Below are 26,117 nucleotides of genomic sequence, written 5' to 3' on the forward strand. Positions count from 1 at the left end.
TATAGCATGAAGGCTTCATTGCTTAAAGTATACACCTAATACCAATTACTGCATTCCAAAATATACATACAGCTTATCTATGAATGATTTATTCAACTGAGTTGCTGAGCTTCCTTGTTGATAATTTTCAACAAGTGAAAGCATAAGAAAATTATCTTGCTCTGTATCAAAGGCAAGTAAGAAACTATTTTCATTCCCCTTTTCCCCTTGTTTCAATTTTAATTCTGCTGTTCCCGTCTTTGCAGCTAGCTGATACTGTTGGTTATATAGGAGATGGGCTGTTCCATTTGGATTACTGACAACCTCTATTAAACTTTTTTTCATTTCATCAGCTGTTGCCTTTGTAATAGCTGATTTTGTTTTGGGGCCGTCTTTACTTTTAACCAACATTGGATAAACGATATTCCCTTCATTTTGAAAAACAGTATACATCGCAGCCTGCTGAATAGGATTTATCAATAATTCGCCTTGACCGTATGCTGTATCTGCCAGGAGAATTTCTGAGTTAAATGTACTTTCTTTTGAGATTTGTGCCGGATTCATGGCAATTGGCAAATCCAACTCCTCCCCAAAGATAAACTGCTTTAAGCCATTTCTAAACACGTCTTCCCCGAATTCAAGCGCCTCTTGGGCAAAATAAATATTATCCGAATAGATTAAAGCCTTTTTCATATCGACTTTTTGTACATCTGAAACACGCGTCACTGAATAACCGCCCCAGCTCCCATCCTTTTGCCAGCTTCGTCCATTTATAGTTCTTTGTTTATCTGGATACGTCACCTTAGTATCAAGCCCAATGCTAGCAGTTATCGTTTTAAAGGTAGATCCAGGCGCATATCCAACAGCAAACCTTGAAATAAATGGCTTTTTATCGTTATTTGCATATTGATCATAATCCTGTTGAGAAATCCCTTGAACCATTTTATTAGGATCATAGGAAGGGGAACTAACTAAAGCAAAAAGCCCGCCTTCTTTAGGGTTCATTACAACTGTCGAACCAGAATTACCTTGCAGATGCTCAAATGCTTCTGATTGAATATAGGAATCTATTGTCAGCTGTATATCTTCGCCATCCGCTTTATCCACAGTTTGAATTTCCTGTTTATTGTCGCCTTCTTCATCAACAATCCATATTTCTCCGCCATCCTTGCCGCGCAGTCGCTTATCAAAAGCCTTTTCCAATCCTGCTTTTCCAATGATATCGCCATCAACTAAATTTGGGTGTTTTTCGATATCCTCTTTCGTTACATTTCCAATATAACCAATTAAATTAGCTGCTGCTTCCTTTAAAGGATAATATCGCAGCTTTATATTCTGATAGGATACTCCCGGAAGTTCTGTTGCTTTATTTGCTTCGATTGTTTTTAAAGGGACAAACAGCTCATCTGTGACCCAGCTTTGATTTAGTTTTTTATTTATCTCTTCTATCGTTAGATCAAATTGTTGACTGATTTTTTGGAGATTTGCCTCCTTTACATTGCCCGCACCTAATTCTTTCGGAACAACACCCATCGACTTAAAATTTTCATTTATCGCCAGACCATTGCCTAAATGATCTTGAATTTCTCCCCGTTCTGCTTTCAGTAATTGATACGAAATTTTATCTTTACCTTCCATACCAGGAAAAATTAACGCAGGTTCCCATTTCACTAAATATTTATCATCTTTCTTCGTCATTTCTGTTTTATATTCCAGCTTTTCTAATGCTCCTAATGGCGTAGTAAAGCTTAGTTGATAACTTAATCCATAAAGATTGGTGTTCACCTTTTCTAATGAAACGTGAGAAGCATGAATATCCGTTATATTAATCCCATTAAATATGCGATCATACTTTTGTTCGACCTCCGCTAACGTATATTTTAAGGACTTATACGACTCCTCATCCAAGACCTTGCCTAAGTTCTTATAATCTCTATTTTCTAAAATCCGAATAAAATCATCTGCGGCATCAGCAAATAGTGCTTTATCATTCTTTTTGATTAATAGGTAGGAAGCCGTGGCTCCGCCCACAATTACAATAACGACTAACAATAATAGTAAAGGCTTGAATCTTCGTCTGTTGTTCTCAACTCTACTATTCAACTTATATCACTTCATTTCATATAGTTTTATACTACATGCGTAGTATTTCATTCAGAACTACACTTGTAGTATTTAGGAAATTATAGCACATTTTTTTGCTAAGGCAAATTATCTTTGGAAATATGCGTAAGAATTACTGAGCAGCACAGGTTATTTTATTCAACGAAAGAAATTCACCATACATAGTTCCTACCGCACATATTACAGATTCAAGTTTGTAAAAAAGCATCCTCTTCAAGAAGATGCCCCATACACTTACTTCTTACACTTAATCACAATAAAGTTAATCGACGGTGCGTTTTCATGGTGCTTATTAGGTTCGTCTATGGTTGAAAACTCTGTCAGTCCATATTCACCAAACTCTCGTTTTACACTATCAGCATCATAAAAGAACATTTTTAAGCCTTCCATGATTTCAAAATAATCTTTATCTATTTGTTTGCCTTTGCCAAACATTGGCGCATCTTGTGATACAGTTGTAAAAATCATATAGCCGTCTGGTTTTAACTGGTTATAACAATCGCTAATAAACTTTTCTCTCTCCTGTTTGTTTAATAAGTGGATAAGTCCATGGCTAAATATTCCATCATAAAGCTTATTTTCAAAAGGCATATCATTAACTGAACCATGAAAGATGTTAATATCGAGCCCATTTTTCTGCGCCAGTTCAATCGCTGTTTTTGAGATTTCAATACCTGTTACATTTATGCCGTTTTCCATAAATACCTTTGCATTTCGGCCATAGCCAATTCCTGGTATCAGTATATCCTTCATACCTTTTTCGAGAAAAAAGTCCTTCGTTAAGATTGCTGAGTCTGTTGGATCAAATCCCCACATCGTTTGTTTTTCAAGAAAGCTCGATTCCCAGAATTCCATTATCTCTCTCCTTTTGTTTTTAGTTTGAATACTTGAACAGCTATATTCCAATTAACGATAAAACGACTCTTTAATAACTATAATAGGTGTTAGCGATTTTGTAAATAATTATTCATTAAGTGTTCTTTTTACCTATTCTATTGAGTTCTTTAAGTAAAAAAATAGTATGCCTGTTAGAGACATACTGTTTTTTAATCTACTTTATTCATTTCACTACTCAATTCTTTTTATCTGTTGATGCTAGTGGGCTAGATAAGGTAACACGGCTCTCACCTGGCAAATTAACTAACCAGATACCAAAAAGAACGAAAGATATTCCCAGCAATGTAATCACTTTAAGCTCCTCATTAAGAAATAAAAATCCTGATAAAGTACCAACAACAGGAACAATCAGTAAAGAAACAGATGCTTTACTAGCTTCTGTTTTAGAGAGGACATTAGACCATAAAACAAAAGCTAATGCAGAAGCTAAAACACCAGAATATAATAGATACAATACGGCCATAGGACTCCAATCTACTGTTCCATTCTCAAAACAAAAGGAATAAAGAAACAGCCCTGCTGCTCCGGCCCCCATCTGCCACGTTGTAAACTGGACATTATCACAGCCTTGTAATTTTTTCTTAAAAATCAAGCTGGATAAAGCCCACGTTATTGCGGAACTTAAAGCGAGAATCGGTGCCCAGATTGTTGCTCCAAGGTGTATATCCATTGCTAGAAACAAGCCTATTATGCCGATTAATATTCCAATCGTTTTGTTGAAATTTAGTTTTTCGCCAGGAATGAAGTAATGGGCGAAAACAGATAAAAACAGTGGCATGCTATATGTTAATACAGAAGTAAGCCCTGCATTTATGTAATTCAATGAAATTTGGATAGCGATATTGAAGTATGTTGTCTGCAGCAGTCCACATAGTATATACCATTTAAGCTGCCCTTTTGCTGGCATAGGTGTTTTTTTTAAGAGAGTTAATCCAAACAGCACGATGGTGCCCAGAAGGAAACGATACGCTGCAAACAATACTGGCGGAAATAAGTCATTGCCCATTTTCATGATTACAAAATTAAATCCCCAAATTAAACATAAGAAAAGCATAATACCCTTCATGACCTATATCCTCCAAGTCTATTATCCTTATGAATTGCTATGACAAAAAGGACCTAAAATGGCCCTTTTTGAACACAAAATGATAATTAATCTAATTGCTCTCCATTACTTGAAATTACTTTTTTGTACCAATCAAAGGATTTCTTTTTTATACGGCGCTTTGATCCTCTGCCTATATCATCTTGATCAACATAAATGTACCCGTAGCGTTTAGACATTTGGCTAGTTGAAGCGCTTATCATATCAATACAGCCCCAGCTTGTATATCCGAATACATCTACACCATCTGTGATGGCCTCTTTTATTTGTAGAATATGATCTCTTAAATAAGAAATGCGATAATCATCATTAATAACGTCGCCTTCCTCCAATTCATCCACTGCTCCTAGTCCATTTTCGGCAATAAATAATGGCTTTTGATAGCGATCAAATAATTGGTTTAAAGCAGTACGTAAGCCCTTAGGGTCAATTTGCCATCCCCAATCACTTGTCGGCAAATAAGGGTTTTTAATACCGCCAGTTATTAAGTTCCCAACAGCTCCTTCAAGATTTTCAGGATGGGCACTAACTGCACTAGACATATAGTAGCTAAAGGAAATAAAATCCACCGGGTAATCACGGATAATCTGTTCATCTGAAGCCTCTGTTTCAAGGACAACATTCTTATCAGCCAGCATTCTTGCTGTATAACCAGGGTAGTAACCTCTCGCTAACACATCAGTAAAGAATAAGGACTCTCGCTGTTTTTCAACTGTTTTTTGAATATCATCTGGGTCACAGCTGTATGGCACTAGAAGCTGATAACTGATCATGCATCCTATTTTTGCATCAGGATTGCTTTCTAGACATGCTTTTTTTGCCAATGCACTAGCAATAAATTGATGATGTGCGCCTTGATATTTTGCTTGTTCGATATGGGGATGGTTTTCCTCGACAACTCCGACACTTACAAACGGATGATGCTTTACACAATTGATTTCATTGAATGGAACCCAATATTTGACCTTATCTTTATAGCGCTCAAAAACCGTTGAGGCAAAACGAGTATAAAACTCAATTAATTTTCGGTTTACCCAGCCTCCATATTCTGTTGCAAGATAAAGAGGCATTTCATAATGAGAAAGAGAAACGAGTGGCTCAATGCCATGCTTATTTAATTCATCAAAAACACGGTCATAGAATGCCAAGCCAGCCTCATTTGGTTCTAACTCATCTCCTTTTGGGAAAATGCGTGTCCAGGCGATCGACATTCTGTACACTTTAAAGCCCATTTCTGCGAACAAAGCAATATCTTCCTTATAGTGATGATAGAAATCTACTCCATGCCTTTTTGGATAGTATTTTGGACTATGCGGGTCTTGTGCCTCTTCTACCTGCTTGTGGGTCATCATATGCCACTGATCTGTCCACTGCTCTTTTGGCATGTTCTCATCAAATATATATACATCCGAAACAGACAGGCCTTTCCCGCCAACTTCACTTGCCCCCTCTACTTGCATTGCAGCTGTAGCGCCACCCCATAAAAAATTTTCTGGAAATGTTTTTTTCATATTAAACATACTTTAATAGCCTCCTATATTTTTTAGTCTATTTTTATAATAATAAAGATAATGCCTCTTCCCCATGTATGATTTGGTTTTTCTTTAAAGGAAGAATATCTAAATATTTATCTGAATTTGTGACAACAATTGGTGTTGTTATATCATAGCCAAGTTCTTTTAACATCTGAATATCGAACTCTGCAATTAAATCTCCTTTTTTCACCTTTGCTCCTGTCTCAACAAAACTAGTAAAACCTTCTCCGTTTAATTTAACGGTATCTAAGCCAATATGAATGAGGATTTCTCCCCCAGCAGTGGATGTAAGCCCATATGCATGTTTTGTTGGGAAGGCCAAGGTTACTGTTCCATCAACAGGTGAGTAAACTTTGCCGTCTTCAGGTATGACAGCAATTCCTTTCCCCATCGCTCCACCTGCAAAGACAGGATCACTTATTTCTTCCAATGGCTTGGCATAACCTGAGAGCGGACTGATAATACTTTCTCTTTTTATCATTGCATTCTCTACAGTTACAGCTGATTCATCTGTTTTTTTCACATCTTCTTCGCTTGCTTCATCTTTAAAACCGATTAAAATAGTTAGAATACAAGAACCTATTAAAGCAAAGAAATAAGCAATAATATATCCAGTCATACCATGAGCAACTACTGGTATTGTCAGGATACTTTTTTGTACTTGAGCAATAGCTGCAGATCCAAATCCACCAGCAATTCCTCCGCCAATTGCTCCCATCGTACAAGCAATTATAAATGGTCTTTTCAGCTTTAAGGTAACCCCATAAACAGCCGGTTCCGTTATACCCATTAACCCTGCAAAAAACGCGGAGAGAGATAAGCTTTTTAGTTTTTTATTTTTTGTTTTAAAGAATACGCCAAGAGCTGCTCCTGATTGAGCTGCAACAGAAGGACCAATCATAGCATTGATAGAGTCTTTTCCATAGACAGTAATATTATTAAGCATGACAGGTACAAATCCCCAATGTAGACCAAATATAACGAGAATTTGCCAGCAAGCGCCTAAGACGATACCTGAAATAATTGGACTTAAATTATAGATAAATAGATATCCTGATGCTATTAATCCACTTGTATAAATGGCAACTGGGCCGATAGCAAGCAGGGTTAAAGGCAGCATTATTAGCAAACAGAAAAATGGCGTTAACAGGTTACGGATACTTTCGTGAAGAAACTTTGTGAAGAAGCCTTCCACATAGTTCAATATCCAAATCGCGATAATAATAGGGATTACCGTACTGCTATATTTTGCTAAAACAACCGGAATTCCTAAGAAACTAAGCGACTCGTTTGCGTTAAGAGCATTAACTAAATCTGGGTAAATTAAGCCACCTGCTAAAGCAACGGCTATAAACTGATTTACTTTAAACTTTCTTGCCGCCGTTATGGCTAAAATAATTGGCATGAAATAATAAAAACTGTCTCCTGCAGCGGCAATAATTCTATAAGTACCTCCAGCTGGGTCAAGAATTTCATACTTTCCGAGTACAAAATTTAATCCTTTAATTAAACCTGAAGCCGCTAATAATCCGAGCACAGGGCTAAATATACCTGAGAGCAAATCAATAAATCGCTCAAATAAGTTACCCTTTTTCCCATCTTCTGCTGTTTGCTGTTTCGTACCTAAACCTGTCTGATCGATAATGGCATCATGTACTGATGCCACATTATTGCCGATAACAACCTGGAACATGCCCCCACTCTCTGTAACTGTAATAACACCATCTAATTTTTCGATTGCATCTCTATTTGCTTTATTGTCATTTTTTAAAGTAAATCGCAACCTTGTAGCGCAATGATAAAGGTCAGATATATTCTCTTGACCGCCAATATGCTCCACTATGTCTTTCGCTAATTTTTGGAAATCCATCTATAACGCCCTCCAGATAATAATAAAAAAAGACTTGGATTCAACTAAAAATTCATGTCTTTAACATGAGTTTCGAGTATAAATCCAAGTCTAGCCTCCCGCAGAGTAACAAGTTTGAATAATAATATTTAGTTTTTCCTTTCTAACAAGCGCTGAATATGAATGGTAAGATAAGTAACTTCCATATCAGATACTTTATATGAATACTGCAAATTAATATGCCTCTTCACTTTTTGAGCAATTTCAAATGCTGCAGCGTACCTTTCCTTGACGACTTCATATAAAAAGGGGTCATCTGAGCTTTCATTAACCTCTTGAGAAAACATCCTATTTGCGAAAAATTTCAAGTGAGTAATAAACCTAAAGCCACTTAATGATTCTTCATCTATCGTCATTTTTAACTGGTATGTTACAATATTGATAATCTCACTAATAAATTTAGTGATTTTTGCAACCGTGTTCATTCCGCTGTTTAGCTGTGCATTTACAAAGTGAAAGGCAATAAATCCAGCCTCATCATCACCAAGTTCAATGTTAAATCGTTCATTTATTAATTGTACAGCCTTTTTAGCAACCAAATATTCTTCTTTGTACAATTTTTTTATTTCCCAAAGCAAACCATTTTTAACATTTAGGCCAGTTTTTATCCGATTGACAGCTAAACTAATGTGATCAGGTAAAGAAATATAGATACTTTCACTAAGCTCTTTCTGTAATTCTCTTCGGGCTAAACTAATAATATCGTCCGCTATATCTATTTCCTCTACAGATACCTCTTGTAGCAGTTTTTTGAATTTAGCATATAAACCTTTGTCCTCTAAATAAAATCGTTTTTCGATTTTCTTATTATCAATCTCATCTCCTTTTTTCTTGCTAAATGCCAGGCCTTTTCCAATTAGGATGACTTCATCCCCTTGGGAATCAATACTTATGGCAATATTATTATTGATAATTTGATTTATTACCATATTACTCCCTCCAATGAAACGTAAAAAGGCAAAACTTCAACAAATAAAAGGACATTAATCCCCTGCATTTGTTGAAGTCTTGCCTGCATAATCAGTAACAACCTTCAATTGAATTTATTTACTTGAGTCCATAATACAATACATCGTGGTTTATGTAAACCTTTTCTTTTGAATTTTGTATTTACTTATGTAATAACCCTATAGCCATGCTGCTCTGTTAGCCGTAATAAGGCTGTCAGTGATACTTTATTTTAATCCTCCACTTTACCTGATTGAGCATTAAAAAGGCTGAGAATTAAGGACAATCCTGCAATAATTCCAACAACATTCATCGAAAATATTTTTTGTAGTTCAAATGAAATGGAGGAACTTTCAAGTATTTCCGGCAAATGCCCACCAAGGGAAAGACTCGCTAAGATCGGAAAGGCAAATGAAAGGATTAGACATGGTATAGCAACACACAATAATAAAGAGAAATTTAGTTTAAAAGACCATTTTTTTACTAAAATAAGTGAAATATATAGACCAAATATTATTGAGATGACCAGCTTAGTCCAAATAACAGGTAGTAAATTGAATGTTTCACTTGCAGATTGTTGAATGTGATTATCTAAATTAAAAGCTATAATGGCTAATGCGACTAAACCTATGAACCAAATTAATTTTAATAAATAGGATACCCAATTATTCTTCACTTAAAATCCTCCTTTTATTTAACTACGTTTGAAAAGTGAATATAGTTTCAAGTAATTGTATAAAACGAACAGGATGTCTGCTCTGCTTAAAAAGGAAGGTTGCTAAAATAACAACATAATAAATAAATTAGCTGAACAATAGGAATATGTAAGTGAAATTCCCCATTAATTGCGGGTCTATATAACTACATTCGGTTCGATTTCCCTTGAAAAAATAATTTAGTTACCCAATACATAATTAACAATTTTATTAAATGAATATACAGGCTTCTAATAATACATAATGGTATCTTTCTTCAAATAACCGCTCCTATCTATTTGCACGCAGAAATAAAAAAAGCAAAAAGATGCTAAGAGGCTGAGACTTTTAAAACCAGATTGCAATTCTTCATCCTCCCGCTTATTTAGGGAAGTATCTGAAGTCTCCTCAGCCGTTCCGTAGATTTCCCAGCACCATTCCATCAGCATCCGCTTAAATAAATAAACAGATAAGCTGAAGCCTTACCAATTACCACAATAAAGAACCCGGAGATTATGCAATTTTTCACATAGTCGTCCGGGTTTATTAAGAGTTATGTCCAAGGTCACTTCCTGTTAAGGAGTCTTGGATCCACCATTTAATGTAGTTAATGCTTCAAGCACTTCTTGAAGCTTAAATTCCGTAACAATTTGTGATTTGACTACAGTGCGCAGCGTTTTCTCCACGCTTTGATTGACAGCTAATAAATCGTATGGAGTTGGGTTAGTACCTTCACTAAAAATAGCCGCTTGGATTTTTTCCCCTTCTGCATTAATAATATGGGAAAGCCCGATCTCTTCTAATGCAATCGAGACTAATACTAAAGATAAAGCATTCTCAGGGCTAATGTCAGGCAGATTTGGAATTGCAGGTATATTTGGTAAACTCATATGAACCACCTCTCATTTTTTGTACCCTGTAATTGTATGCTTTATAAATTTATTTGGGATGGGCAATTGCCCTAGGATAATAGGATTATGTTTCGTATTTAGAAGCTACTTGTCATTTAAGCCTTTGCGTGTTCTAGGTGTTATTTCCTGTTTTTTGTTTTTGCATGGTATTTTATATATATTTAACGTAAAATTCACTTTTCAACAAAAAAATAGCTGCCGAAAAGCAGCTGTTCAAAATAAGTCAATTAAAAGAATATTAACAATAAAGCTCCGACGATAAAACAATAGTAAGTAAAATACACAAGCTTACCTTTTTTCATAATTCCCATAAACCACTTCATGGCAAGATAACTCATGATAAGCGTTGCAATAAATGCTGATAAGTAAGGTAAGGCTAATTCAGCTTTATTTGGTTCTCCAAGAAAGTCAGAGAATCCGAGGATAACTCCACCAAGACTAACGGGAATATACAATAAAAAGGAAAATCGAAGTGCTGTTTCCTGTTTTATCCCTACCGCAATACTTGAAATAATGGTTGCACCTGAACGGCTTATTCCAGGAGTCAAGGCAATCGCCTGCCCTAAGCCCACAATAAAGGCATCTTTAGCTGTAATATCAGCCTCTCCCTTAACTCCGTTCATATTTCTAATGAGAAACAGAGCAATTCCTGTGACAAACAGCATGATAGCAATAGTAGTCATGCTTACATTTGCAGCAATAAAATCACTTAACAACACGCCTAGGACTCCTGCTGGAATCGTACCGATAATGATAAAGCAAACAAACCGAAAATCGCTTTTATATTTATTATCTTTTGTCTTTAAGTACTGAAGCATATTAAATGCTAGTCTTATAATATCTTTTCGATAGATAAATAGGATTGCCAGCAAGGAAGCTGTATTCGTTAAAATCGCAAAAGTAAAGCCCTGTTCTCCCAAACCTAAAATTTGACTGGCTATCATAACGTGTCCGCTTGAGGAAACAGGAATCGGCTCAGTAAATCCTTGTACTAATCCGATAATGATCATTTTAATGATTAAGATTATATCCATTTTCTTTGTTATATCTCCTTAAGTATTATTCGTTCTAATTAAAAAAGGATTTAATAGCATCTTTATTCATATCTAAATCTGTTTTTAAAACAGCTCCTACATTCACTACATCATTTTCATAAGAATCTTGAACAGGGATTCTTAAACTTTCCAATCCTTCTGAGCCATTCATAATTAGCCCTTTGCTCAATGACAATAATGATTGAGTATCTAAGTTTGTATCGATATAAGGTGTTGAGAGCCCAATGATTTTTGGCAGGTTATAAATACTATGAACTGATATTGCTTCTTCCTTAAGCTTTGACATCACTTCCTGCTGTCTTGCGACACGGCCAAAATCACTTAATCTATCATGGCGAAAACGGACATATCCCAACAAATCTTGTCCGTGGAGTACTTGATTACCTGGTTTTAAAACCGTTCCAATTCCATACGACATTTCATATGGAATATCGACCTGTATCCCATCTGGAGCAATAATGTCTACTAACTTAGAAAAACCAGTGAAATCAACTATTGCATAGTAATTAATATCTAAATCAAAGTTTTCCTTCAATGTTTTTCTCACCAATTCGGGACCGCCAAATGCAAATGCTGAGTTAATTTTTTGAAGCCCATGCTCTGGTACTTCAACATATGTATCTCTCATTATCGAGGCTAGTTTTATTTTGTTATTATTAGAATTATAATGAGCAACCATTAAAGTATCAGAACGGGCATGTTCTTCTCCTCTTGAGTCACTGCCAATCAATAATATATTTATTTCTCCTAATTGAGGTTCTGTAGGCAGAAAATCATAATCCTTATGCCCTTTTAAGTTTACATCCTTAGAAGACTCTAATACTCCACTTCTAAATTGATAAACACCAAATGCAACAATAACAATCATCAGCAACACTACGGCAGATAGGAAATACCGTAATCCCTTTCGTTTCCTTTTTATTGAATTTCTCTTTTCCAAATAGCTCCACCTTCTAATATTTCGAGTAATAAATTGATTTTTAAAAAACAGTTTCCACTTTATGTAGTGGCACATTCCCAAAGATAAATCCTTTGTTTACCATGGCAAAGAATCCATTAATCTTCGTTTCTTTGCATTCCAGTATAAATAAGAATTAACCGGATCAGCTCTAACACCGCAACCGCAGCTGCTGCCACATATGTTAACGCTGCTGCGTTCAACACTTTTTTTGTTTGTCGTTCTTCTTCATTATTAATGATTCCAAGTGAAACCACTTCATCCATTGCTCGGTTGGATGCATTGAATTCAACAGGCAATGTAACAAACTGAAACAAAACAGCTGCTGCCATAAAGATAATGCCTAATAATAAAAAGTTAGTTAATCCTGCAATTATACCTATCATGATTAAAATCCATGAAAAGTTACTCCCAATATTTGCAACAGGGACTAATGCATGCCTTATGCGTAAAAAGGAATAAGCCTGTTGATCTTGAAGAGCATGGCCCACCTCATGTGCTGCAATTGCGGCAGCCGCTAACGAATGCCCATGATAATTCTCACTGGATAATCGGACTACTTTTGCTTGCGGATCATAATGGTCGGAAAGCACTCCATGTGTTTCTTCAACATGAACATCGAATAATCCATTTGCGTCCAAGATTTTCCTTGCAGCTTCTCTGCCTGTTAAGCTCGAAGACGAGTTTATTTTTGCATACTTTTTGTAAGTTCCCTTCACTCTCAATTGTGCCCATATAGGTACAATCAATATGATAATAAAAAAAACGAATAACATTTTCCTTCCCCTTCTGCGTAAAAGTATGTAAATACTAATCTTTAAATAAAACTGCTAAATAAATCGTAAATATTACGCTTTTCTTGTTATCTCTGTAATTAAATATTAAACTAGTATCAGCTTAGTATAACCGTTGACATCTTGTCAACATTAGAGTATATTTCAATTGTGAAAAACGGAGGCTGAATTTCAATGACGAGTAAGGATATGAGTGAAAATAAACTCGGACAACTTTTAAAGATGACACTAGAAAATCAAAATATTTCAATGGGCAGGCTAAGCATAGAAACAAATATTGATAAAGCAACCATCTCAAGAATCATTAATGGAAAGCGCAGGGCAACACCACAACATCTGCAAGCAATTTCTGATTCTCTCAAGATACCTGTCTATGAATTATTTACTGCAGCAGGCTACACAGAAAAATCCAGTCAAGCCGAGACTCATTTTGATCTGCATTCGAAAATAGATGTGATCCAAAATATGATTAATTTATATAGTGATGACTTTAAAGTGGAAAAAGTAGAAGACCAATTAATTGGTTATAAAAATCAGTTTGAATCACAAATTGACCATAAGAATTTATTTAGTCAATTTAAGAAAAAAGTTAAAAATTTGGGCGGTGAAGGTCCTTTTATAAAGCAGTTGGAGGATTTATATAACCGATTAAAATACAAAAAAGGAACTCCGGCTCAACTTATATTAATCGGGAGCGGACTGTTGTATTTTGTTAGCACAATAGATGTTATTCCAGATTATTTAATTCCAGTTGGATACCTTGATGATGCTATAGCTATTAATATCATTCTCGATAAAATATCAAAATTATAATGAATTAGAATACATTCATTATTAACAGTTTAGATAATATCCTGTTATGCAACATCCATAGGCTTGGGGTATATCTGTCGTGCATTATCGTATAGGAGTATAAAATGCGAAATTATTTTATTAATTACATTCTGTTAGTAGGAATCATACTTTGGATTTCATTCTTTGGCTGGATTAAGCTAATCAGACAAGGATTGGCCCATTATTTCGGATAAATGCAGAAGAAAAGAAGTGCGGTCGCTTGCCAGAGGATGAATTATTTGTTTTTAAAAGTTATAATATGTGATATACAAATAGGATAATCACTTAGATATGGGCGACCGTTGTAATAAAAAAGGGGTATGCCTGTATCAGTTTAAAATGATCATCTATTTTTCTGGAGTCATAAGGTCACCTTAGAGATAACTTTTACATAACGGAAGAGGTAAGCAAAAATGAAACTGCAAAAATATATAACATGGAAATTATTATTAAGATTAGGGCTACTTGCATTGATTCTTTATTGGTATCGTGGCGAATACAACGCACACTTCCAGGAAATAACCATGTTTCATCAAATTTTATTATATATTTCCTATCTTGCCGTCATACACTTGGCCTTAGAAGTAATGAAGTGGAAATTCTGGAATAATTGGTTTTATGAAGAAGTTATTAAAAACAAAGGAATACACGAGTAAAATGGAGTATGGGCTTCCTGTTATATATATAAATTGCGATTTAAGGGAGCTCGAAAATATAAGGGAGGAATTTCATGCTAAAAAAAGGCGATATTGTTTTATTTCAAATGAAAGAGTATGAAATTCTTTATGTGTATTCAAGTGGGTTTGCTGAGTTAAAAGAACAAAATAAAATTACTAACTTTTTCGAGGTACAATTAGTTTCCCTATCACAAATAAAAAGGAAACTAACCTGATATAAGTGCCTGCGTTAATTTCCTCTGTAATCGCCATACATTTAACAATAGATTTAGAAATTACCATTACTTATTAACCGAAGAATAAATCAAGTATGTTTGATGCACCAGAAGTTTGTTTATTATAAAACTCCGAATAACCACATTTTTTACAATACACCACGATAAACGTATTATGTTGTATATCAAACATCTTAGATAACCCTGTTCCCGTCATTGCAACTTCCTATTTGTCAGCATCTTTGCTTCCACATTTTAGACAACCTTTATTTGTCATTATTAATCCCTCTCTAACAAGTTCAAGTATTTAAATATAGTACGGAGGAAACTCGAAAAGGTTTCGGGTGAAATTATGATTCTTTATTGTTCTTTCGTTCCTTACTATATCTCCTCTCAGCGAAAAATAAGATGACCCCTGCCAAAACCGAACCAGCATAAACAATTCCATAAATTATTTTATTTTTCATTTATCTTTTCCTTTCGATAAGCATCGTCCCATCCCAGATCAAATTAAAATTATGTATAGCTTAATTATAAAGAAGTTCTAAATAGAAAAATATAGTACAATTGGGTATTCACTTTTTTCTAGTTAGGTAAATACTCTTTTCCTGTTACAATTGACACTTCTTCTGTCCAAATAATTAGGATGTATTCCCTCTCATTCTGCACAAATATTTATGATAACTTACCTTTATAGCGAAAAATAGGACAATAATAGCTAAAAAGCTTTGTATGGTGCTTATCAGTTATTGGATAGAACATACGAAAACTATAACAATGCTAGTGGGTGCTGTTAAACAACCTAAACAATATAAGTTTTCGCATAACTCTTTGCAAGTGCTTTAATGATTAATTAATTGCCTACACCTTTTCCATGCATATCATGCATGGTTTTTTTCGATTTTCCGATTCTAAATGAATTAACTGCTGTTAATAATGCTATTAATACGGTAACTCCGCCAATCCATCCTAAATTTATGACGGAGGTATACTTAATCACTAGTCCTCCTATTAATGCTCCTAATGTCATACCAATATTCATTAGTGCTGTATTAAAGCTTAGTACAATTTCTGATGATTGTGGTTTTAGTGAAATTAAATAAAATTGGTTGGCTGGCGTAGTTATCCACGCTGATGCTCCCCAAATCATAAGTGCGATAAGTATTCCAATCATTGAGGTTGCAACTGAAGTAAACACGATTAATATTATGGAATGAAGTATTAAACTCAGAGAAATAGCTCGGACTGGCCCCCGTTTATCGACTGCATATCCACCAATACGGGATCCAATAAACGCAAACACACCAAGGACAAACAAGGCAGTACTTATTTGTTCTGTAGAAAAACCACCTAAGTTACTTAATAATGGTGCAATATAAGCAAACACCATTGTATATCCAAGAATCCAAAATACTGTTGTACATAAACTGCTAATTATTTGTTTATCTCCAACTAATATTAATTGTTGTTTTAATGAAATAGTGCTATTGCCTGCGAGTTTCGGAAGCAATTTAGCCAATAATAGTAAGCTAACTAGCGTTACTGCCGCGATAAATAGAAAAATATAACGCCAATCAATATAGGTAGCAATAAATGTTCCAATCGGTACTCCTAGTACTAAAGAAACAGTGAAACCAGTTATTATAGTGGCAATCGCACTCCCTTGCTTTTCAGGTAAGGCGAGTTTAGCCGCATAATTGGTTGCTACGACAAAGTATAAACCGCCACTCATTGCCATAACGATACGAGAAAGAACCAGTACAATAAAGCTGGAACTTAAAAACGCAACAATATTTCCAACAATAAAAATAATCATGGAAAAAGTTAATATTTTCTTACGCTCATATTTGGAGGTCAGCATCACAAGAACTAATGCTCCAAATGCATGTGATAAAGCATATACAGTGACCAATTGTCCCGCAACAGAAATAGATACATCTAGTTCATCAGAAACTATTTCTAAAATTCCAGAAACAACAAACTCTCCAGTTCCCACACCAAAAGCACCCAGTGCTAACAAAAAAATTGCAAAACGATTCATCTTATTTTCTCCCTCTTATTTAAAAATGTAATAGTGGCCTGCCTAACCAATGTCACTTACTTTACAATCAACAACAACTTAAACAGTATATTAAAGACACTTTATATCCTTAATTAACGTGCACTTACCTACCCTTTATTTATTAATCTGCTAGTATATACTCATCACCTCCTCAATTAATACATTAAAGACTCATTATATCCCTAATTAACGTGCACTCCTCAATTCATAACAGATACAATATCGATTTTCATACCTTTAATCTAAGGAGGAATGTATTTCACTGAGATTTTGCCAATTATTTTATTGACTGTTTGTGCGCAATGTCAACAATTTTAGTCTCTTTTAAATACTGCAGCATTTTTTGCTCTGCATTTTTCATTTCTGCTTGAATGAGACATTCGTCTCCGTGGACAAAATCGCATTCAAACATGGAAGAAGTGCCTTCAATTGCATGAATTATATCTAAAAATGTTATTTCGTCTTTGTTTCGCGTTAATCGGTATCCCCCTTGAGCACCAGAAGCAGACTCAATAATACCGGCCTTCGCCAACTTTGTTAAGATTTTAGAAAGGTATGTTGTTGAAACATCCTGAGATTTCGCAAGTTGTTGAACCCCAATTGGTTTAACGGAAGAAGCAGAAACGAGAGCAAGTGTTGTATGCAGAGCATAATTTGTAGCTTTTGAAAATTTCATTCTAACACCTCATAACAGACTTATTGACTCTATAATATCTTCGTTTAAATTTATCTGTCAAGAGGAACGCAAAAGTAAAAGCCTTTCTTAGGTTAGTTTTACCTACAGTTGTATTTACTTTAGATAAGCTTAAAAATCGAAATTTTGTGGAATATACGCTAAGGAGAACTCGTAAAAATTAGGAGATCCCCTTCCTTAAAGTATCATTAGACTTCTCTTATACTACTCTAATAAATTTAATAAAATACTCTGCCTATACTGAGTGATTTGCTTTACGCGTAAAAATATTTATCAAATATTGAAATACTGGTCCTTGCGAGCTGCTTTTCCGATAGAGTAATTGACTATAAAAATGGAAATCTTCATCCTGAAAGGGAATTCCAGTTACTTGATCCTGCCCCTCTATACTGAATTCAGGCAAAAAGCCTATTCCCCATTTATTGTGCACAGCTTTCTTTATTGTCTCTATACTGCTTAACTCCATTGATAAAGTGAAATCAATATAATTTCGTGCTAATTGGTTCAATAAATAAGCTCTGTATGTACACCCTTCTTCTGTCAGAATGATGGTTTCGTTTTTAAAATCGGCAAGTGTAAGAAATGGTTTTTTTGTGTATGTATGGTCAGGTGGCACGATGACTTTCATCTTTTGTTTTTTTATAGAGAGACTTTGAATTCTTTCAGAAATAAACGGTTTGTCAATTATTAGCCCAAAATCAAGTTCTTTATTATTAAGTTTCTCTATTATCACTGCTTCTGTATCAGGAATAATTTGTACCATTACTTTAGGATATTTTTTCTTAAACTGTGCTAAAACATGGGGCAGTTCGTAAATTGCTAACGATTCGATCGTCCCAATTCTTATTGTTTTGACTTCTTGATTGTTTAATATTTGCTGAGATTCTTCAAATAATGCCAGCATTTTCTCCGCATAACTATACAGAACCTCGCCTGAAGGAGTTAGTTTCATTGCTTTTCCGTGTCTCTCTAACAGACGCTTTCCTCCATACATGGCCTCAAGCTTTTGAATATGGGTCGTAATACTGGATTGTGCATAATCCAAAACAGTTGCGGCTTTAGTATAATTCCCACACTTCACAACTTGAACGAATGTTTTGAAATATAACAGTTCCATCACTTTCCCCTCCCATAACTATCGATATTATTGATAGTATATATCAATAACTATCTAAGTTGTTAAACTATTTCCACCCTATAATGAAGAAGAGAACAATAAGGGAGGAAATATCATGAAAACAGAACCAAAATACTCGTTGACTTTGAATATCCAGCCAAGTGAAACAGAAGCTGCCTATGAGCACTTTATGAGTAAATTATCCTTTGAAGCAGATGTTGCTGATTTACTCATTGACCTAAAAAAGGGGTATAAAGGCATTACAGTTATTGATGTTAGGGATGAGCAAGCTTATCAAGAATGTCATATCTCCCAAGCAATCTCGTTTCCTGGAAATACAATATCAGAAAAAACGGTTGGAAAATTATCTAAGGATCAGGTTATGGTTGTCTATTGCTGGGGTCCTGCATGTAATGGTGCAACAAGAGCATGTGCCAAACTTGCAAAATTAGGGTTTCAGGTAAAAGAACTAATTGGTGGACTTGAATACTGGAGGAAAGAAGGCGGGGAGGTAAGTGGTACTTTAGCCGAAAATGCTCCTATGTACTGGTCATTTGAGCGGTAAACTGTATGATATATATCGCTGGCAGAACAAATAGTAATAATGCTCCTACCTTTTTTAGCACTTTAATGAAGTATCTCTAACCTTCGTACAAAAAAATATACCTTGTTACAATATTAAACAGGAGTATATAATTGTATGTAGATTTTATTACTTAAAGTGGTGATACTAGTGGCTAAAGTAGATAGAAGAATCCTAAAATCGCAGGAAGCAATTAAAAATGCCCTTATTGAGCTTATGTCTGAGAAGAAGTTTGATGACATTACAATTCAAGATATTTCTGATAAGGCAAATGTAAGCAGAGGAACGATTTATCTTCATTACTTAGATAAATACGATCTCTTGGAAAAGCTTATAGCAGAACATATTAATAGTATGCGAGACTTATGCGAAGCTACTTCAGAGTCAGAATACAGTGAAGCAAATTTACCTTGGTTTAACTACCTTGAAAGAAATTACCTTTTCATTTCAACTATGCTCAAAAGCAAAGGTGCTCCTTATTTCAGAAGCCAATTTCATGAATTTCTAATCGAAGAATTCAAGGATGAGGTTGATACTTCTAAAGAAAAAAATACCGAATTGCAAGAAGAGGTTCTTCTTCAATTCATTGTTACGTCATATGTTGGATTAGTGGAATGGTGGGTTATTAAAGGCATGCCAATCTCACCTCAAGAAATGGCGTTACAAGTGGGGATTTTATTAGAACGAAATTTGTAAATACGAAGAGTTGGTGGCATCAAGTATTAAACTAGGTTAAAACTGAACTATTTTATCGATTATCGATTAATGGTTCAGTTTTTTTAACGTTGAAACAATGAACCGTGGAATTTTAAATAGTGCTTGTCTTTAAGATTAGTTCGTTTCATTACGCTCGTCCTCGCGCTTTCCTCTATTTCCCTTTATAGTCGAGTCGCCTCCGCTCCATTTCACAACAAACACAGAATAGTAAAAAAATATTTATCCAAGCCTCCTTCGCATTACCGATATAAATTCGGGATTGTTTCGTTTATGTTTGTTTTGAATGAATGCTATCTATTGTTACTTTCAAACGATTTGTTTATTAATGAACAAATCAGTGTGAATTGTTCATTAACCTGTATTGACTATAATGCGTAAAAAAAGAATAATAAAACTGTTCCATTTTAATAAACAACCAATTTCAACCTTTTATTGATAACGTTTTCTTTTAATTACTAAAAAAATCCAAAAACGACTAACTTTATGGATAATATAATACAATTTTCAAATTATAAGCTTTTTTGAAACTAATATACACAACAAGTAAGGGGAGAAAACCGATGAAGCTTATAGCACTTGATTTGGATGGTACTACTTTAAATTCGAAAAAGGTAATTACCAGCGAGACTATTCAAGCAATCCAGAAGGCACAAGAACAAGGGCATATCGTGATGGCATTAACTGGAAGATCGGCAACGCCGGTGATTGCAGAGCTCGCAAAATATCAATTAGATTTACATGTGGGCGGAAACAACGGAACAGAAATATACGCTAATGGAAAATTAATCGAGTTAACCTCACTACCGCTGCTTCAATGCCAAAAGATTGTGTTAGAACTTGAAAAAGAAGTAATGCCATATAAAATATGTACAAATATAAGTACATTTGCACATATTGATTGGCTTGACCGCTTTGAAAAGGTGGTAGTATCCGGCCTTGTCCCAAGTGAATATTACGACCACAAGGATTATACAATGTTTACGACACCTCCGCATGTGTATGGTCAGCCCGTTTTTAATCAACCAGAAGAAGTACTAAATATTGAATCTTCCGTAATAAAGTTTCTTATTTTAGGTCTTGATCCCATCCAAAAAAACCGGGTTAAAGCACTTTTAGAAGCAATTGAAGACACTTATGTTACCTCCTCCTCTCCATTTAATCTTGAAGTCACTCACGTTAATGGACATAAAGGAAATGGACTAAAGGCAATGGCTCGCTTTTTTAATATTCCTATTGAAAATACGGTAGCTATTGGGGATGAAATTAATGATATCCCCATGTTTCATGCGGCTGGTTTGTCTATTGCAATGGGGAATGCAGAGGAAGAAGTAAAAAAACATAGTGACATAGTAACACTATCAAACGATGAAAACGGAGTAGCTTACGCTTTTGAAAAATATATTTTAACGGATTAATTAAAGGTGGTGAAAAGGAATGCTAATACGCATAAGGAAATTGTTCACAATTAAAGGGTATAGCCTTTTCATGATTTGTATGCTCCTCGTCGGCACAGGTATCTCTATAACCATGCCCTACTTATCATTGTATTCAACCGAAGAATTGGGAATGAACGCGGGAACCTTTGGGATTTTCATGGCTGTGAGCTCCCTTAGTGGCGTATTCATAAATTCTTTTATTGCCAAGCAGTCAGACAACGGCATTAACAGAAAATCAATCATAGTAATAGCAATGCTTTCTTCTGCTATTGGGTATGTATCCTATTTACTATTTCATAACTATTTTGTTTTGTTAATTGTAGTTACACTATTTAACGGCTTAGGGGCTGCTGCTATGCCTCAAATCTTCGCATTCGCACAGGAATCGGCCAATGCTAGCAAAAGTGATGATAAAACATTTGCACTTTCTACATTACGCTCCCTTGTTTCACTTGGTTTCCTTATTGGGCCGTTGGGAGGTACTTTGATCTTAGGAATAGCTGGTTATAATGGACTATTTCTTGGTACTTCAGCCATTTTCCTGATTATTGCAGCACTCGTAGTCTTTTTTCTCCGAAATCAAAGTAATACTATCGCTACTGAAAAGAAGAATAAATCACAAACTCCTGTTTCTATATTTAAAAACAAGCAAATAAAATTCCCTTTTTTCGCCTTCATTCTTCTCTTTGCAGTTAATGCTATTAATGCAATAAATACACCACTTTTTATTGTTAATGAACTGCATGGCAGCCATGCTATCGTGGGCATTGTCGTCAGTGTTTGTGCAGGCTTAGAAATTCCAATAATGATTGCGCTTGGTGCCTTAAGCAAAAAAATAACTAATCATTCATTAATGATGATGAGCTGTTTTATTGCCGGTCTTTATTTTATTATTCTAACAACCTCCACAACTTCTTGGATAATTATAGCAGCACAGTTACTTCAAGCTGTTTTCGTTGCAATCGTTATGGGAAATGGGCTTAGTTATTTTACCGACTTGCTTCCTAATTCACCTGGTATGTCAGCAACTATCTACTCAAACGGCTCTACTATTGGAAGATTAGTAGGCAATCTTGGTGGCGGTCTTTTTGCCACATTGATAGGCTATCGGTTTGTTAACATAGTTTGTCTGCTGCTGGTAATGCTCTCCTTCTTTATCCTTTGGAGAGTTAATGCAGATCGAAGGATAGATAATACAGCAGAGAGTGCTCCTACTTTATAGTTATCTATAGCAACTTAGACAGGATTTATCCTGTCTATATTATCACTAAAGTTTCATTGCTTGAATTTTTATTGCCATGCTAATAGCCCCGACTGTGTGAGAGTTAATATACGCTTATTAAATAAAGATGAAAATATATAAAAAATCCAGTTGCAGTTAGCATCTGGATTAATCGTAGATTGTTCTTCCTTCTAATATTTATCTCTTAACAATCTATCAGCCATTAAATCTAATTTATTCAATAACTCTGATCTTTGTTCTTCGTCTCTTTCTTTCTCTATTTGTTCTGCCACTTCCGCTGCTTTTTCTAATTGTTGTTTTGTACTTGGATTTTTTTCTAACGCAGCATAATGTTTAGCATACGCACTTGCTGCATAGCCGATATTTTGTTCGAAATCTCCTCTATCAGCATATGGTTTATAGGATTCAGAATGGATACTTTCTTTCAAACTAATTAACCAATCTTCCATGTTTGCGAATTCCAGTTTTTCTATTATGTTATTTCTCTCATCTTCAATACCGTAATTCTCAGCAATCATTATTAATTGCTCAACAACGTCATCTAGCTCTGTCATAATTTCACTTCTTTTGTCATCATTATCAGCCTGTTGGAGATATTTACTCCATTTACCTATCTCTATCAAACCGTCAATAAGCGCTGTTTCCTTTGAAGTAGAAGAAAATTGGTTAGAATAATATTCAGCAAATTCTCCAACTTGTTTTGCATAATCTGTTTCTTTAACATGAAGATTATTCTTTTCTTGCAACTTAACGTTTAATTCATATAAAAAGCTTGCTAGATTAGGAAATTGTTGATTATTTTGTTCTTCCTTTTCATTATCAATAGGAATCACCTGGTTATGCTGATTTCCAGAGTTACCTGTTTGGTTTATTATGTATCCACCAAAAAATACAACGAAGCAAGTAATAGCAGCGATAGAAAGTACTGGTGCAAATGAGAAACCTTTCCTTGCTTTTCTATGTAGAAGCACTGCTTTATATAGTTCTTCTTTATCAGTAATACTCATTTTTCCTTGTTGTAAAATGGAGTTGCTCATGCTTTTTCTTAATGACTTCAAGTTACTCATTTCCCTCGCTCCTTTCCAGCTTCTTCTGAAGGATTTGTTTTCCCCGTCTTAACCTAGTTTTAATAGTACTTATATTCAAATTTGTTAGATTCTCTATTTCTTTGATTTTTAGTTCTTCGTAATAGAATAATATAATAATTTCTCGATATTTGGTCGGCAGTGCTAATACCTTCAATGATAGTTCTAAATCATCTAACTTGGTTATTACTCTGTCTTCCACAGAAAACTCATTGCTGGTTACTAACTTTTCCTTCGTAAAGTCTGTCGGAATAAATGCACGATACCATTTACTTTTCAAATAATCTTTACATTTATTTCTGGTAATCTTATAAAGCCATGTTTTATGTGAGCTTTCACCTCTAAATTCATTCATTTTTTCATAACATTTTATAAATACATCTTGTGTAATATCTTCAGCTGCTGACCAATTTCTCACATATGTATAAGCTAACATTTTGATACTCTCAGCATAGAGATCAATAAGTTCTTTTAAATTATCCTCATTTCTATCTAGATGTGACTCCCTATTGCTTAATAACATGGCGAGGTTAATCCTCTCCTTCCTGTAGGTTTATCTATTGACGACTTAAAATGCGATAAGGTTTCTTTTTTTACCATATATGTTTTAAAAAAATTAAAAGGCATGAGTTAGAAAAAAGCTTAACTCATGCCTTTATATTGTTACACGTGTTTTTAAAACATGTAATACATTAAGAAACTACAGAAAATTCATCTCTTATATCACTTACATTAGGATCTATTATTTCAATAAGGGTGAATTGATTGTTTTCGTATTCGAATTTTAGGATGCAGCAATTTCCGATTTTCACTTGTTGGTTGATATTACTTGTATATTCCCAATATCTCATGAAGTTTCGGCAAGCTCCACTATGTGACACAGCTAGAACAATCGCATTATCTTCGTCCATTATTTTTTGACAAGTCGTAACCATTCTCTGTTGTACTTCCTTTTGATCCTCTCCGCCATACTTCACAAAAAAATCATTGTAGGGCAATGGTGGATTTAGGTCTTCACTTTCTCCTTCAAAGGTGCCAAAACTGCATTCCTTTAATCCTTTTAATCTTGTATATGGCATACTAGTTATAAGCTCAAGTGTGTCACAAGCTCTTTCAGAAGTAGAACAGTACGCATGATCGAATACAATATTGCGCTCTTTAAAGTATTCTGCAGCAGCCTTTGCCTGATTTATACCTAATGATGTTAGTGGTGAGTCACACCAGCCTTGAATCTTCCGTCTTTGGTTAAATAATGTTTGTCCGTGTCTCATAAGATACAGCGTCTTTTTCATGTAGTTCCTCCTCTACTTTCTTGAAAATCTGATTTGAATATACTCTATGTAAATTATCCACCAAGACAAAAGAAAGCGCTATCATATTTTTGTGTTTGCCTAGCAGACTTAGGGTAACAAATAGCGTCATATTAAATATCTATTTACTTATGTAATAAATAATGACCTAATTATCGATGAAAATGCCTAATTTGTACTTAATAAAAAAAAGCCAGTAGCGAATAGCAGCCGGCTGATTCATTTTCTAAATGTTGCTGGCACGTTCGGCCCAACATATGGAAAGAATATTTGTTCCCCTGGAGGTCTTGGTGATATCATAAATTGATATCCGCCAATATTATAATGATACGGCGGGCTTCCAAGCAGTTGTTGGTTCCACGCTCCATATGCTGGATTAGGAAAGTTTTGATAAATAGTTCCTCCATTAAGTCCTGTAATGATAGTAGGATGCAAAATAATCCCCCCTTCTGTTTGTTATTTTATGCGGAAAGATGCAAGCATGCTTTAGGTCAAATACATGTGACAAACCAAAAACAACCTCCACAGGACAAAGTGGAGGCTATGAGCATTTCAACATGAAACTTTATCTTTGCATCAAGTTCTAATAAAATGCACAAATATCAACATCAAGAAAGAGATTGCTATTATACTCAATACCCATAACCAAGCCATTTCCATGTTTCCCGAATCAAGTGCAACATAAATGGCTGTCGGAATGGTTTGTGTTTTGCCAGGTATATTCCCCGCAAACATTAACGTTGCTCCAAATTCCCCTAAGGCTCTTGCAAAGCTTAAAATGGCTCCTGAAACAATTGTTTTACTGGCTAGCGGAATGGAGATAAACATTAATAAGCGGTATTCACTTGCTCCATCCACTCGAGCAGCATTCTCAATATCTTCATCCACTGCCTCAAACCCTGTTCTGGCAGATTGATACATTAGCGGGAACGCAACGATAGTTGAAGCAATTAACGCAGCCCACCAGGTAAACATTATTGGCTGCTTAAAAAACCACTCAATAATTTGACCTACTGGACTATTTCGTCCGAAAATGATGATTAATAAAAAACCTACAACGGTCGGTGGTAAAACTAACGGTAAAAGGAAAATCGTATCAACTATTATTTTCCCTTTGAACTTCCTGACTGCCATAAGCCTTCCTAAAAACACCCCAAAAATAATGACTAATAGCGTGGAAACAGCTGCAATTTCAATGGATAATTGAACGGGTGTCCAAAAATTAGTTGCCATG

The 26,117-nt window shown here is 35.0% G+C and carries 26 protein-coding genes and 1 pseudogene; 7 read left to right on the forward strand and 20 right to left on the reverse strand.

Annotated elements, in window-relative coordinates; translation table 11 throughout:
- Positions 1 to 45: 45 nt before the first annotated feature.
- From CEQ21_RS07515 to CEQ21_RS07565, 11 genes are all read right to left on the reverse strand, one after another.
- Complete coding sequence (locus tag CEQ21_RS07515) at positions 46 to 2,082, reverse strand: penicillin-binding protein PBP4(5) (RefSeq protein ID WP_185763946.1); 2,037 nt, start codon at positions 2,080 to 2,082, stop codon at positions 46 to 48.
- 255 nt (positions 2,083 to 2,337) lie between these two features.
- On the reverse strand, positions 2,338 to 2,958 hold the full coding sequence (locus CEQ21_RS07520) for a class I SAM-dependent methyltransferase (protein WP_185763947.1): 621 nt from the start codon (positions 2,956 to 2,958) through the stop codon (positions 2,338 to 2,340).
- A 217-nt stretch (positions 2,959 to 3,175) separates the two neighbouring features.
- Positions 3,176 to 4,066 carry a DMT family transporter gene (locus tag CEQ21_RS07525; protein ID WP_185763948.1) on the reverse strand — a complete coding sequence of 297 codons (891 nt, stop codon included), beginning with the start codon at positions 4,064 to 4,066 and terminating at the stop codon, positions 3,176 to 3,178.
- A gap of 86 nt (positions 4,067 to 4,152) precedes the next feature.
- Entirely contained in the window at positions 4,153 to 5,625 is a 1,473-nt protein-coding gene (locus tag CEQ21_RS07530; RefSeq protein WP_213087331.1) for a glycoside hydrolase family 1 protein, read from the reverse strand.
- A 34-nt stretch (positions 5,626 to 5,659) separates the two neighbouring features.
- Complete coding sequence (locus CEQ21_RS07535; protein WP_185763949.1) at positions 5,660 to 7,510, reverse strand: beta-glucoside-specific PTS transporter subunit IIABC; 1,851 nt, start codon at positions 7,508 to 7,510, stop codon at positions 5,660 to 5,662.
- Between the two features lie 128 nt (positions 7,511 to 7,638).
- Positions 7,639 to 8,478 carry a BglG family transcription antiterminator LicT gene (licT, locus tag CEQ21_RS07540; protein WP_185763950.1) on the reverse strand — a complete coding sequence of 280 codons (840 nt, stop codon included), beginning with the start codon at positions 8,476 to 8,478 and terminating at the stop codon, positions 7,639 to 7,641.
- Between the two features lie 251 nt (positions 8,479 to 8,729).
- Positions 8,730 to 9,173 carry a hypothetical protein gene (locus tag CEQ21_RS07545; protein WP_185763951.1) on the reverse strand — a complete coding sequence of 148 codons (444 nt, stop codon included), beginning with the start codon at positions 9,171 to 9,173 and terminating at the stop codon, positions 8,730 to 8,732.
- Positions 9,174 to 9,767: 594 nt separating this feature from the next.
- Positions 9,768 to 10,082, reverse strand: a complete 315-nt coding sequence (locus CEQ21_RS07550) for an alpha-helical endospore appendage domain-containing protein (RefSeq protein ID WP_185763952.1) — start codon at positions 10,080 to 10,082, stop codon at positions 9,768 to 9,770.
- Between the two features lie 248 nt (positions 10,083 to 10,330).
- The gene (locus tag CEQ21_RS07555) at positions 10,331 to 11,137 is read right to left on the reverse strand and encodes an undecaprenyl-diphosphate phosphatase (RefSeq protein ID WP_185763953.1); all 807 of its coding nucleotides are present in this window, start codon (positions 11,135 to 11,137) and stop codon (positions 10,331 to 10,333) included.
- A gap of 34 nt (positions 11,138 to 11,171) precedes the next feature.
- The gene (locus tag CEQ21_RS07560; protein ID WP_235907197.1) at positions 11,172 to 12,098 is read right to left on the reverse strand and encodes an LCP family protein; all 927 of its coding nucleotides are present in this window, start codon (positions 12,096 to 12,098) and stop codon (positions 11,172 to 11,174) included.
- A gap of 116 nt (positions 12,099 to 12,214) precedes the next feature.
- The gene (locus CEQ21_RS07565; protein WP_185763954.1) at positions 12,215 to 12,892 is read right to left on the reverse strand and encodes a zinc metallopeptidase; all 678 of its coding nucleotides are present in this window, start codon (positions 12,890 to 12,892) and stop codon (positions 12,215 to 12,217) included.
- A 192-nt stretch (positions 12,893 to 13,084) separates the two neighbouring features.
- Between CEQ21_RS07565 and CEQ21_RS07570 the strand changes: the two genes are divergently transcribed.
- The 3 genes from CEQ21_RS07570 (at position 13,085) to CEQ21_RS07580 (ending at position 14,636) form a co-directional block, all read left to right on the forward strand.
- Positions 13,085 to 13,723 carry a DUF1232 domain-containing protein gene (locus tag CEQ21_RS07570; protein WP_185763955.1) on the forward strand — a complete coding sequence of 213 codons (639 nt, stop codon included), beginning with the start codon at positions 13,085 to 13,087 and terminating at the stop codon, positions 13,721 to 13,723.
- 434 nt (positions 13,724 to 14,157) lie between these two features.
- On the forward strand, positions 14,158 to 14,400 hold the full coding sequence (locus CEQ21_RS07575) for a hypothetical protein (protein ID WP_185763956.1): 243 nt from the start codon (positions 14,158 to 14,160) through the stop codon (positions 14,398 to 14,400).
- 74 nt (positions 14,401 to 14,474) lie between these two features.
- Complete coding sequence (locus tag CEQ21_RS07580) at positions 14,475 to 14,636, forward strand: hypothetical protein (RefSeq protein ID WP_185763957.1); 162 nt, start codon at positions 14,475 to 14,477, stop codon at positions 14,634 to 14,636.
- 73 nt (positions 14,637 to 14,709) lie between these two features.
- Here the strand turns inward: CEQ21_RS07580 and CEQ21_RS07585 are convergent.
- The 4 genes and pseudogenes from CEQ21_RS07585 to CEQ21_RS07600 all read right to left on the reverse strand — a co-directional run bounded on the left by CEQ21_RS07585 (position 14,710) and on the right by CEQ21_RS07600 (position 18,509).
- Positions 14,710 to 14,913: pseudogene (locus CEQ21_RS07585) on the reverse strand (zinc ribbon domain-containing protein).
- 576 nt (positions 14,914 to 15,489) lie between these two features.
- Positions 15,490 to 16,677: an MFS transporter gene (locus CEQ21_RS07590; protein ID WP_185763958.1), complete on the reverse strand. Its 1,188-nt coding sequence runs from the start codon at positions 16,675 to 16,677 to the stop codon at positions 15,490 to 15,492.
- Positions 16,678 to 16,975: 298 nt separating this feature from the next.
- Entirely contained in the window at positions 16,976 to 17,374 is a 399-nt protein-coding gene (locus CEQ21_RS07595) for an Rrf2 family transcriptional regulator (protein WP_185763959.1), read from the reverse strand.
- A 253-nt stretch (positions 17,375 to 17,627) separates the two neighbouring features.
- Entirely contained in the window at positions 17,628 to 18,509 is an 882-nt protein-coding gene (locus CEQ21_RS07600) for a LysR family transcriptional regulator (RefSeq protein ID WP_185763960.1), read from the reverse strand.
- A gap of 115 nt (positions 18,510 to 18,624) precedes the next feature.
- On the opposite strand from CEQ21_RS07600, the gene CEQ21_RS07605 reads away from it, so the two are divergent.
- The 4 genes from CEQ21_RS07605 (at position 18,625) to CEQ21_RS07620 (ending at position 22,467) form a co-directional block, all read left to right on the forward strand.
- Positions 18,625 to 19,074 (forward strand): rhodanese-like domain-containing protein, encoded by a 450-nt coding sequence (locus CEQ21_RS07605; RefSeq protein WP_185763961.1) that lies wholly within the window; start codon positions 18,625 to 18,627, stop codon positions 19,072 to 19,074.
- A 168-nt stretch (positions 19,075 to 19,242) separates the two neighbouring features.
- Entirely contained in the window at positions 19,243 to 19,788 is a 546-nt protein-coding gene (locus CEQ21_RS07610) for a TetR/AcrR family transcriptional regulator (RefSeq protein ID WP_185763962.1), read from the forward strand.
- A gap of 581 nt (positions 19,789 to 20,369) precedes the next feature.
- On the forward strand, positions 20,370 to 21,224 hold the full coding sequence (locus CEQ21_RS07615) for a Cof-type HAD-IIB family hydrolase (RefSeq protein ID WP_185763963.1): 855 nt from the start codon (positions 20,370 to 20,372) through the stop codon (positions 21,222 to 21,224).
- Positions 21,225 to 21,243: 19 nt separating this feature from the next.
- The gene (locus CEQ21_RS07620) at positions 21,244 to 22,467 is read left to right on the forward strand and encodes a sugar efflux transporter (protein WP_185763964.1); all 1,224 of its coding nucleotides are present in this window, start codon (positions 21,244 to 21,246) and stop codon (positions 22,465 to 22,467) included.
- A 191-nt stretch (positions 22,468 to 22,658) separates the two neighbouring features.
- Here CEQ21_RS07620 and CEQ21_RS07625 read toward each other — a convergent pair whose 3' ends face one another.
- From CEQ21_RS07625 to modB, 5 genes are all read right to left on the reverse strand, one after another.
- Positions 22,659 to 23,555: a hypothetical protein gene (locus CEQ21_RS07625; RefSeq protein ID WP_185763965.1), complete on the reverse strand. Its 897-nt coding sequence runs from the start codon at positions 23,553 to 23,555 to the stop codon at positions 22,659 to 22,661.
- On the reverse strand, positions 23,548 to 24,096 hold the full coding sequence (locus tag CEQ21_RS07630; protein WP_185763966.1) for a sigma-70 family RNA polymerase sigma factor: 549 nt from the start codon (positions 24,094 to 24,096) through the stop codon (positions 23,548 to 23,550). The genes CEQ21_RS07625 and CEQ21_RS07630 overlap by 8 nt, the downstream gene beginning before the upstream one ends.
- Positions 24,097 to 24,265: 169 nt before the next feature.
- Complete coding sequence (locus CEQ21_RS07635; RefSeq protein WP_185763967.1) at positions 24,266 to 24,865, reverse strand: histidine phosphatase family protein; 600 nt, start codon at positions 24,863 to 24,865, stop codon at positions 24,266 to 24,268.
- Between the two features lie 237 nt (positions 24,866 to 25,102).
- Positions 25,103 to 25,318, reverse strand: coding sequence for a hypothetical protein (locus CEQ21_RS07640; protein ID WP_185763968.1), 216 nt, complete (start codon positions 25,316 to 25,318; stop codon positions 25,103 to 25,105).
- A gap of 141 nt (positions 25,319 to 25,459) precedes the next feature.
- A complete protein-coding gene (gene modB, locus CEQ21_RS07645) occupies positions 25,460 to 26,116 on the reverse strand; it encodes a molybdate ABC transporter permease subunit (protein ID WP_185763969.1) in 657 nt (218 codons plus the stop codon).
- Position 26,117: the final 1 nt, after the last annotated feature.

Origin of the sequence: Niallia circulans (assembly GCF_007273535.1) — a bacterium.
Classification (GTDB): Bacteria; Bacillota; Bacilli; order Bacillales; family Cytobacillaceae; genus Niallia; species Niallia circulans_B.